The organism is Listeria monocytogenes (assembly GCF_900187225.1).
GTDB classification, from domain to species: domain Bacteria; phylum Bacillota; class Bacilli; order Lactobacillales; family Listeriaceae; genus Listeria; species Listeria monocytogenes.
Genome location: NZ_LT906436.1, coordinates 2,341,456 through 2,352,500, shown reverse-complemented (window position 1 = coordinate 2,352,500; position 11,045 = coordinate 2,341,456). Strand labels below are relative to the sequence as shown.

At 37.9% G+C, this 11,045-nt stretch carries 9 protein-coding genes (1 of these 9 running past the window's edge); 7 read left to right on the top strand and 2 right to left on the bottom strand.

Annotation, left to right across the window (positions count from 1 at the left end):
- Positions 1-1,245: the 3' portion of a helix-turn-helix domain-containing protein gene (locus CKV70_RS11870; protein ID WP_003731848.1), read on the top strand. It extends 270 nt beyond the left edge of the window; 1,245 of the gene's 1,515 nt are visible here — the last part of the coding sequence; its start codon lies off the left edge, out of view; it ends in the stop codon at positions 1,243-1,245.
- An 8-nt stretch (positions 1,246-1,253) separates the two neighbouring features.
- Here the strand turns inward: CKV70_RS11870 and CKV70_RS11865 are convergent, their stop codons facing one another.
- Both CKV70_RS11865 and gadC read right to left on the bottom strand, forming a co-directional pair.
- Positions 1,254-2,648 (bottom strand): glutamate decarboxylase, encoded by a 1,395-nt coding sequence (locus CKV70_RS11865; RefSeq protein ID WP_014601111.1) that lies wholly within the window; start codon positions 2,646-2,648, stop codon positions 1,254-1,256.
- Between the two features lie 12 nt (positions 2,649-2,660).
- Positions 2,661-4,184: a glutamate/gamma-aminobutyrate antiporter gene (gadC, locus tag CKV70_RS11860; protein WP_003731850.1), complete on the bottom strand. Its 1,524-nt coding sequence runs from the start codon at positions 4,182-4,184 to the stop codon at positions 2,661-2,663.
- Between the two features lie 391 nt (positions 4,185-4,575).
- Between gadC and CKV70_RS11855 the strand changes: the two genes are divergently transcribed.
- From CKV70_RS11855 to CKV70_RS11830, 6 genes are all read left to right on the top strand, one after another.
- Positions 4,576-5,046: an Rrf2 family transcriptional regulator gene (locus CKV70_RS11855; RefSeq protein ID WP_003723817.1), complete on the top strand. Its 471-nt coding sequence runs from the start codon at positions 4,576-4,578 to the stop codon at positions 5,044-5,046.
- Positions 5,047-5,078: 32 nt separating this feature from the next.
- Positions 5,079-7,862, top strand: a complete 2,784-nt coding sequence (locus CKV70_RS11850; protein WP_014601110.1) for a YhgE/Pip domain-containing protein — start codon at positions 5,079-5,081, stop codon at positions 7,860-7,862.
- 119 nt (positions 7,863-7,981) lie between these two features.
- Positions 7,982-8,827: a Cof-type HAD-IIB family hydrolase gene (locus CKV70_RS11845; RefSeq protein WP_003723815.1), complete on the top strand. Its 846-nt coding sequence runs from the start codon at positions 7,982-7,984 to the stop codon at positions 8,825-8,827.
- Positions 8,828-8,870: 43 nt separating this feature from the next.
- Complete coding sequence (locus CKV70_RS11840) at positions 8,871-9,602, top strand: glucosamine-6-phosphate deaminase (protein ID WP_009925505.1); 732 nt, start codon at positions 8,871-8,873, stop codon at positions 9,600-9,602.
- A 16-nt stretch (positions 9,603-9,618) separates the two neighbouring features.
- Positions 9,619-10,149 carry an HdeD family acid-resistance protein gene (locus tag CKV70_RS11835; protein ID WP_003723813.1) on the top strand — a complete coding sequence of 177 codons (531 nt, stop codon included), beginning with the start codon at positions 9,619-9,621 and terminating at the stop codon, positions 10,147-10,149.
- A 189-nt stretch (positions 10,150-10,338) separates the two neighbouring features.
- A complete protein-coding gene (locus CKV70_RS11830) occupies positions 10,339-10,950 on the top strand; it encodes a hypothetical protein (RefSeq protein WP_003723812.1) in 612 nt (203 codons plus the stop codon).
- Positions 10,951-11,045 lie beyond the last annotated feature (95 nt).

Here is an 11,045-nt window from a genome sequence, read left to right as displayed (position 1 = left end):
TCAATGTTTTTGAAATGTGTGGCGTTTTTTGTTACGAATGTGGAGGAGAACAAGTTTACAGATTTTATGGATACTTATTTTATTTCTCATTCGCATGCGTATCGCCTGAAGCATAAGGTGGAAGAGTTTCTTCGAGAGATTGATTTGAAGCTTGATAATAATCGAATTACTGGAAAGGAGTACCGGGTTCGGTATTTGATTGCATTGCTTCAAGCCGAATATGGTGTGCTTATTTATCCGCTTTTGGATGAGGAGAAGCAAATGATTGATAACTTTATGGCGACGTTGAATTTGCGGATTAATATTGATACATTGGCGCATAATGCGGAGGGCCATGCATATTTTCGGTCATTGATTTCGATGGTATTTAAAAGAGATATTCCAACGAGTGCGATTATTTTGGATGAACAGTGTCAGAAATATATTGAGTCTTCAAGATTTCTTGATATAGTTCAGAAAAGTAGTAAGGAAACACTAGAAAAAGAGCTTGGTCAGGAATTTTCGTATAATGATTATTTGTATTTGATGTTGATTTATTATTCGACTAATTTTAGTATTATTGATGCTTCCATGAAAAAGGTGGAGCTGGAGCAATTTGATGAGTTGATAATGAAAAATGCAGATTTGCAGTCGCTGGTTGATTTATTTGAAGAATATTTTGGCGCGGAAGTTGTTAATCACTCGCTTTTTCGGGCAGCACTTTGTTACTTTTTGAAGAAGACGTTGTTTAATTTGCAGGGACTTATTCCGAGTAATGAGCGATTGCTGGATAAAAAGTATCAGCCGCTTTACTTGGTTGTGAAAAATGTGCTAAAACGCTGGAATGAGAATAGTAGACGGCGAGTATTATTAATTGATTCTCATATTAATTATTTGACGATTCATTTGTATCCACTTATTTATAAATGGAATAATCCGGTGCAAATTTGTATTTTCTCGTTCAATTTAATTAATTTTGAGTCTTGTAAATTTCAGGTGGAACAGGAGCTTGGGCGGAAGGTGAAGGTGCATGAGAAAATGTTTAATTCGGTGGAGGATTTAAACAGGTTACTAGAAGAATCGGATGAGCCAACGATTGTACTCTGTAATCCTAACTGCGAAATGGAATTGAAGGAAGCGGTAGAAGGTACTATTATTCCGATTTCATTGGCGTTTTTTGATAGGGATTTGGAAGATGTAGAAGAAGTGATTCAGTCTCTTAGAATAAAAGAACATGAAAAAAGGCTAGCCTATTTGAGAGGCTAGCCTTTTTATTAATGTGTGAAGCCGTGGACGCCGGATTGTTGATTATCGTGGAAAAGGATGTGGGCGTTGTTTAGTTCTTGAATAGAGGCTTGGAAATCTTGGATGAATTCTTCTGCCATGTTGAAACCAAGGTCAGCGCGGCAGACGTAACGTTGAATAATAATGTTTTCCAAGCTTTTTGGTAGTGGATATGCGGGAACTTGCCAGCCGCGCATTTGGAGGCGGTCCGCTAAATCGTATAATGTCCAATTTACATTGGCGTCGTCTTTTAATTTATAGCAGACGATTGGTAAGTGGGAGCCATCGTTAAAAATGTCAAAGTAGCCAGTTTGTTCGACTGCATGGGCAAGGTATTGTGCTACATCGCTTGTTTTTTGGTGAATGGTGCGGTAGCCTTCGAAGCCGTAGCGTAAGAAATTGTAGTATTGACCGATGATGTGGCTCGCACTGCGGGAGAAATTGATTTGCATGGTTGGCATTTCTCCGCCAAGGTAGCTGACTTTAAAGATGAGTTCTTCTGGTAGGTAGCTTTCATCTTTCCAAAGGACCCAACCGATACCTGGATAAACGAGGCCGTATTTGTGACCGGAAGTATTAATTGAGATAACGTTTTTCAAACGGAAGTCCCAGATAATGTCAGGTTCGACAAATGGAGTGAAGAAACCTCCACTAGCTGCATCGACGTGAATGTAGACTTTATAATCGGTTTTGCTATTGTATTCTTCAAGTTTTTCATTTAGCGCGTAGATGTCATCATAGCGGCCTGTGTAAGTGATACCGAGGATGCCGACCACACCGATTGTATATTCATCGACGTAATCAAGGACTTGATCGGTATTGAGTTGCATGTGCTCTTTATCCATTGGAACAACGCGCATATCGATATCCCAGTAAACACAGAATTTTTCCCAACACACTTGGTAGCCAGAGGAGATAACGAGATTTGGTTTTTTTGCATAAATATCTAGGCCAAGTTTTTCGGCACGTTTTCTCCAAGCAAATTTCATTGCCATTCCGCCAAGCATACACGCTTCACTAGAGCCGATTGTGGAAGTTCCCATAAATTTTTGGTCCTTAGGTGCATGCCATAAGTCAGCGATAATATTGACGCAACGATTTTCAAGTTCAGCTGTTCTTGGGTATTCAGATTTATCGATTGCATTTTTTTCTAGTGTTTCGGACATTAATTTGGTTGCTTCGTCTTCCATATATGTTTGGCAAAAAGTAGCTAGGTTTTGGCGGGCGGAACCTTCATCTAAAAGTTCGTCTTTCACTAAACGGTAAGCAATCCGAGGTTCGAGTGGTTCTTTTCCGAGGGTGTATTTAGGAATATCACGATCCTCTGCACTTGATCCGAAAACTGGTTCTAAATAACTTTCTTTATTTTCTTTACTATATAACATGATTTTTTCCTCCTATAATTTGTCTTGATTCATAATATGTTTTTCGTCGGGGTTAATAATGTGTTCGCCGCGAGCTCTTGGGTGGGTGAATTTATTGATGTCGCTTGAGTCTAAATGCGTAATATCTTTCGGTGTGATGTCTTTTTTATCGTGCACGGCGTAGATGATAAATGGGATTAACACAGTGACGATAAAACTAATCGATAAGATAACAATGTATGTCATGTCGCTTTTTGCGGCGATTGATGCAGGTGGGACAAAAGAGATACACAAAGCGAAAACGGATGTTACTAAGCCAATCAGGGCCACAACCACTTTAACAATTTTGCCGCCAGGGATTTGGTAGGTGCGTTTTAAGCTCGATTTTTTGAAAATAAGTACTAAGTAACCGATGAAAAAGAGTAAATAGCCGACTAAATAAATGACTACAGTTAAGGAAATTGCGGTTAGGAAAGATAAATTATTCCCGCCGCCACCAAATGTAAGAATAGCTGCCCAAATGGTAACTACGACGCCTTGAACCATAATAAGTGGTACAGGGACTCCGTGTTTATTTACTTTTTTCATTTTTTCGGGAAGTAAGCCTTGTTCTGCAGCAGTGTACATGCCGCGTGATGGACCGACTACCCAAGCACTGACTTCACCCATGACACCTAGCGCAATCATTATCGCGATTAGTTTTACTGCCCAACCTAAGCCGGAACCAAAATGTAAAATTAGTGCTTGGAATGTTTGCACGACGCCGGAGCTGAGGGATAAATCTTTTAAAGGTAACACAGCAGAGATAGTTAAGCCGCCGATTGTATTCAGTGCGATGGCTAAAATAACGAGCATAATCATTGCTAGTGGATAATCGCGTTTTGGGTTGGTCATTTCATTGACGTGGCTCGCGGAAGCTTCAACACCCATGTAAGCGAGTATAAATGACACGAAGATGACTAATGTTGAAGCTTTTGAGAAATCCGGGATAAACGCCTCTTTGGAAAAAGTGACATGAAGTGGATTTCCGCCAGCAACGTAAGCAATACCTAAAATAAATAAAATAATTGCTGGGATGAGAATACCGATAATAAAACCAAATTTCGCGATTTTAGCCGTGTTTTTCGTACCACCTAATTGGGAAAAAGTAAGTCCCCAAAAAATAACTAACACACCAATAAATTTAATAAAAGGATTCGATTCGAGTGCGGGAAAATCAAATACATAGGATAGCGCACCGAGAATAAAGTAAATCATTGTCACGAATCCGACCGTTATTTGAAACCACTGAAAGAAGATTGCGGCAAAACCAAAACGTTCCCCGAGTGTATTTCCCACCCAAGAAAAAATACCGCCTTCTTGCCAACCATCCACCGTCGCCATTTCTGCTGCACATAAAGCTACAGGCAAAAACCATAAAAATCCACCAAGAAGTAGGAAAAAAACTAGATGAAAGCCGGAAGTGGCAAATGTTGGATATTCATAAACGGTCATAACCATGGAAGCCGTGATGGCGAAAAATCCGAATAAGGTTAAAGACTTTGCTTGTTTAGACATTGTATGTTACCTCCCAATTTTTTGTTTGCGAAAATACAACTAAACGAAGCTATAAGTAATTAGAATGATGCTTAATTAATGGTAAATGTGATTTTTTTGGAACATCATCAGTTAACACGAGAAAAGCACCTCCTAAGTAATTGTTTGTTGGAACATGTATAAGATTAGCACGTTTGTTTTCGAAAATTATTCCAGTTTTTTTCTTAGCCAGGAAAAATTTTTGAGACAATGCTTATAGTTGTTCTATTCGCAGCAAACGCATTCATTAAATTTTTTTCCATTTTTAGTAAAAAACTCTTGCACTTTAAAAAAAATGGGTGTATTGTATATAGATGTTAAATGTCCATTAAGGATATTGAAAGGTAATAATGGGAAGAGGGAGGATTTAATGATGAAGTTGAGCAAAAGTATGGACCAGGTTTTTTGTATTATGACGATGTTGTACACCCAGAAGGTAGATGTTCCCATTTCTTCCGTAACTATTCATCACCGTTTGCGTGATTCGTCACCGTCTTATATTAGTAAAATTTTGAGGAAGCTAGTCGTTAGCGGGCTGATTAATTCAGTTTCGGGTAATAACGGTGGTTTCACGCTTGCTAAAGACCCTGAAGAAATTAATTTGCTGGATATCGTAGAAGCAGTGGAAGGGAAAATCGATACATACCCAGATTCTGACTTAATCCACACTGTTTTCTCGGACTATCATGAATTTGCAGAATCCGGTATTCACACCATTACAAGTGCTTTTAGAAACGCTGATAAAGAATACGCTAATTATTTATACTCACAAAAATTATCTGTTTTAGTAGAGCAAGTGATTGGGAAAGAACGAACCACTATCATAGATTGGAACGAAGCGTAATAAATCTTTAAAAGAAAGAAGTGCGGTAAAAAATGGATATGGTAAAAAATGAGTGGAAAAAATTATTTAAAAACAAAATACTACTTTTATCATTTGTAGTTATTCTGTTTATTCCACTTTTATATGCAAGCTTTTTCTTAAAATCCGTCTGGGATCCGTACGGCAAAACAGGGGATTTACCAGTAGCGGTAGTTAACAATGACAAACCGGTTGATTATAACGGTCAAACAATGGATGTTGGCGATCAGTTAGTCACAAAACTGAAAAGCAACAAAGAACTCGATTGGAATTTCCTTTCCAAAGAAGAGGCTGAACAAGGTTTAAAAGATGGCAAATATTATATGGTTGTCACGATTCCAAAAGATTTCTCTAAAAATGCAGCATCCGTTTTAGATAAAGATCCGAAAAAAATGGAATTATCCTATAAAACAAACGGCTCGCTGAACTATTTAGGTCAAGTCGTGAGTGAACAAGGTGCCAAACAACTGAAGAGCGAGGTTTCCGCTGAGGTAACAAAATCATACGCGGAAGCAATTTTTGATAAAATTAAAGAGTCTGGTGACGGGTTCGCCCAAGCCGCTGATGGCTCTGGAAAAATTAAAGATGGTCTTGTGAAATCACAAGAAGGTAATAAAACCATTTCTACTAACTTAAAAACGCTCGCAGATAGCTCTTTGACGTTCAAAGATGGCGCTAATACGTTAGAAGTTGGTTTGAAAACTTACACAGATGGTGTGAACACTGCGGCCGCTGGTGGCGATAAACTAAATGCTGGTGTTTCAACGCTTGCTGCTGGTGTAGGACCACTTAAAGACGGTGTGGCTGCACTTGACGGAGGGGCAACGAAATTAGCTAGCGGAGTTTCTACCTATACATCTGGTGTAGATACACTAGCAGGTGGAATTAACCAAGCTTACACTGGTTCTACTGCACTTTCAGATGGATTAAATAAGATGAATGGCAGTGTACCAACCCTAGCATCAGGCATAACACAACTAAACAATGGTCAAAAAAGCTTAGCAACTGGCCTAGATTCACTAGTCGATGGAAGTAACAAACTTTCAGCAGGACTTAAAGAATTAGACGGAAATTTAACTGATAAACAAGGCAAAATTGCACAATTAAAACAAGGTATGAACGATTTACAACAAGGTATTGATCAATTAAACCAAAGTGTGAACGGAGAAGATGCAGCACTTGCAAAACAACTCGCTACACTGCAAAAAAGTTTAAGCGACCTACAAAATGGCTTAACATTTATTAAATCTAATGCGAACTTTGATGCTGAAGCAATTAAATCAAAAATTAATGCGACAGCTGGCGTGAGTGCAGAAGATAAACAAAAAATCATAGATGCTATTCAAGCTGATTTAGATAAAGAATCACAAAAATCTGCCACTCAAGTAGCAACAGTAGAACAACTACAAAGTGGTTTATCAGGTCTTGATTTAGCAGCAATTCAAACACAAGTTACAGAATTACAAACTGGCGTAGCAAAAATTTCCGCTGGTTATCAAGCAGTTCACGGTGGAACAAATGAAGCATTTAACAGTATTCACCAAGCAATTAATGGCTCAGGTAGCCAAACTTTACTTGGCGGTGCGAACCAACTAACTGCTGGACTCAAATCAGCACAAGCCGGAAGTGCTAAATTAGTTGCTGGAACAAACCAACTTAACAGCCAAGTACCAACACTAACTTCTGGCGTCGGACAACTCGCTACGGGTAGTGCAAGTATGGAAAACGGATTGAGCAAGTTAAATGATGGTGGTAACAAACTTGCAAGTAATTCCGGCGCATTACGCTCAGGAGCAACAGAGTTACAAGGTGGAACAAACCAATTAGCTGCAAAAGTTCCAACACTTGCAGGTGGTGTTAATCAACTACAAGCAGGTTCAAACCAATTAGCAGGCGGTCTAAACCAACTATCAGCTAACTCACCAAAACTAGTTTCAGGCGTCGGACAACTCGCAGATGGCTCTTCCAAAATTGCCGATGGTTCTTCTAAACTAGCGAATGGTTCCTTCCAATTAGGAGATGGACTTACTAAATTAACAGACGGCAGCACAGAATTAACAGACAAACTAGCAGACGGAGCACAGCAAGTCAAAGATACAAAAGCGACAGATAAAACATTCAACATGATTGCAGCTCCAACAAAACTTGCACATAATGAATATACGCACGTAAGTAATTACGGTCACGCATTAGCACCATATGTGTTGTCACTTGCTCTATATGTTGGTGCACTTGTATTTAACTTCATTATGCCAATTAGACGTGTTTCAATGGAAGGTCAACCAGCTTATAAATGGTGGTTAAGTAAATTATCACTAGGTTTTGTCGCAGCTGTTGCGATGGCACTTCTTGAAGGTGGCATCATGATAGCACTAGGATTAAGACCGGATAGCATCGTTGAATTCTTCGGAACGGCGATTATTACAGCTCTTGCTTATATGTTCCTTATCATGCTCCTTGCTATGACATTTGATAATCCAGGTCGTTTTATCGCGATGGTATTACTCATTGTTCAATTAGCGGGATCAGGTGGAACATTCCCAATGCCACTTACAGGATGGTTCTTCAACTTAATCCATCCGTTCTTACCAATGACTTACTCGATTTATGCCTTTAGAGAGTCACTGGCAGCCGGTATGGGACCAAATGTATACAGTATGTCGATGCTCATTCTTACAATCATCATGATCGCATGTGTTGGCTTACTATATCTATCCATGAGCCACTTGAAAAAACGTCACGATGCACATGAATCAGCTCTTGACGATAATCAAAAATTAATGGCTTTAGAAAACTAAACAAATTAAAAGCAAGGTTTCCTGAAAATGGGAATCTTGCTTTTTTGTTACGCAATTGGGCGCCTTCCCTGCAAAGAAATGCTATAATTAAACTATTAACATACGAAAAGAGGTATTGCATGACGAAAAAAATAGTATTTGTAGATGTAGATGGTACGCTTGTAAATGATGATGGGCTTGTTCCAGAATCCGCAAGAACTGCAATAATAAAAGCACGCAACAACGGACATCAAGTGTACTTGTGCACGGGACGTTCTAAACCGGAATTATATGAATCCATTATATCAATCGGATTTGATGGCATTATCGGTGCTGGCGGCGGCTATATCGAAGTAGACGATGAAATCATTTACCATAAAAAAGTAGCGAATGAAGATGTCGTTCATATGGTGGATTTCTTTACAGAAAAACAATTGGATTTTTATTTAGAATCAAATGGTGGACTATTTGCTAGCCCGAATCTTGAATCCCATTTAGATAGATTAGTATATGGTGATGTGGAAAATGATCCTATCGCACGTGAGAAAAAAGCAAATAATCCACATCCTTTTATGGAAAGTCTTACTTACGGTGAAACCAATTTGTATCGTACAGATGTGAATAAAGCTTGTTTCTTAGAAAATAAAGCCGTACCTTTTGAAGAAATTAAAAAAGAATTTAGTGGCAAGTTTGAAGTAATGCATTGTACTGTGCCAGTTTTTGGTGATGATAGTGGGGAATTAATGGTTCCTGATATCCATAAGGCGACGGCAATTGAGTTCTTGCTCAAACATACTGGTGGTGAAAAAAAAGCCACCATTGGTATTGGTGACGGTATGAATGACGCAGAAATGCTCACCTACTGCAAGACTGGTATTGCTATGGGGAACGCAAAAGAAGAATTAAAAAAACTTGCCGATGATGTTACTAAATCAGTAGATGAAGACGGCTTATATGCCAGTTTTCTAAAGCATGGTTTGCTTTAGAAAAAATAGTTGGGGTAATGAAAGCATATAGAGGAGGATTTTTATGAAATTAATCAGAACAAAAACATACAAAGAAATGTCACAAGAAGCGCTCGAAGTAGTTGAACAAGTCATTAACGAAAATGATAACCCGGTAATAAATACAACTACAGGAGCAAGTTTCGATGGAATGTTCGAGGGGCTTGTAAAAGGAATTAATGCCGGTGAAATTCCAATCGAAAAAGTATTTTTAATGAATTTGGATGAGTATGTGGCTAAGCGCGATGCTTCCTTCACTGTTTACACGTATATGCACCAAAAATTCTATGATTTAATTAACAAAATGCCAAAAAGAGTAGAATTATTGGACGGCAGCCTAGCTGACTTTACAGACGAAATTGCTCGTTATAAGAAAATTTTGGCTGAAAATGAACGTGATTTACAAATTCTAGGCTTAGGAGTAAATGGACATCTTGGAGCTAATGAACCAGGAACGCCATTTGATGCGCGATTGTTTTTGGCAGATAGCGATGAATCTACTATTAAAAGCACCATCATGTACAACAATTTAAAAGAAGACGAAGCGCCGTCCCAAATGCTTACTCTTGGATTAGCTGATATGATGGATGCAAAACAAATCTTAGTCACTGCTTCCGGTGAACGAAAAGCAGAGGCTGTTAAAGGTTTACTTGAAGGCCCAATTGATGAAAACTGTCCAGCGTCGATTTTACGTAACCATCCGAATGTCGTATTTATTATTGATGAAGCGGCAGGATCATTACTTACTAACCACTAAAAAAGGGGGCAGAACCATGAGAAAATTATACACTTATTTTGTTTTAATACTTGGTGTGGCGATGATTGGTCTTGGTATTTATTTAATGTTTAATCCAAGTACATCACTGCAAGCACTAACTATTTTTATTGGGATTATTTTAGTTTTAAATGGGATTAATGAAGTGATTTCTTATTTTGGAGAACATAAATATTGGAGTATTTCCAAATGGATAATGCTTGATGGGATTCTATCAATCCTTATTGGTGGATTTGCTATTTTCGAGTCAAATATGGCGGAACGTGTTTTCATTATTATATTCGCGATTTGGATATTAGCTTCAGCGATATTACGTATTTTAACGGCGTTTGCTGTAAAAGGTTTTCCAGGATGGACATTACTACTTATCATGGGAATTATAGGATTGATTATTGCTATTATTTCCTTGTTCACGAACATGCTAGTAGCAATTGCGATTGGGATTATACTTGGAATATTTTTCATTTTCCAAGGTATTACATGTCTTTCTCTTTGGTGGGTTATTCGAAAAGGTGAATCTCGGAAATAACGATAATTTTTTATATTGTTTTTCATTAAAATGTTAAAAAAATAACATTAATAAAACTGGAAAAGTGATTTTGTCACAAAATGGACATAAGAAGCGAGAAGATGGTTCTTTAAGAACTCTTTGCTCGCTTTTTTTTTATTATGATAAAGAGAGATGAATTGATGTGAGGATTTTGAGGAGGCGGGATAAATGGAGGAAAGGTTTACTACGGAATTAATGTTTACATTAACTAATAATCCAAAGTTTCAAGAAGTAGCAGAATTGGTATATTGGAACGAGGAAGAAATTGTTCATTGTCCAGAAAACAATGAGTATGTGTATGCAATTGACGAGGGAAGTGTAACGCAATGTGCTGCAAGAAACAGTTCTTGGGGAAAAGGAAGCATTCTCGGTTTTACTCGAGAAGAGACAAAAATCCAACCCCTTTCTAAAACGGTAGCCTGGAAAATTCCTTTAACATATGTAAAGGATATCTTGAAAAGTATGGGTAAGGTTAAGGTTGCTGATTTGACAGTGATAGAAAAGAATTTTTTAGATCGAAATGAAATTGATTGCATTCAGTGGTTCATTCAAGAAATGCCTTTGAGATTACATACAACTTCCTGGAAAGTAGCGCTAGATTTTTTTAGACAAGAGATGATGCAAGCTGTGCCTAAAGAATTATGTGCTTTTCAAGTAAAAGAATTGAAGCAGCAGCATATTCTATATGAATTAGGCTATTACCTTGAAATAGATGTATTACAATTTCATAATTATTTGAGAGATTTAGCCTATAATAAAGTTTTACAAAAAAATAATTGAAATATTTCTTAATTTAGCACAGACAAAAATCAGAATTCATAGTACACTTATAAGTAACCATGATAGGGATTTATCGCCAGTCCCTTATTAGCCAC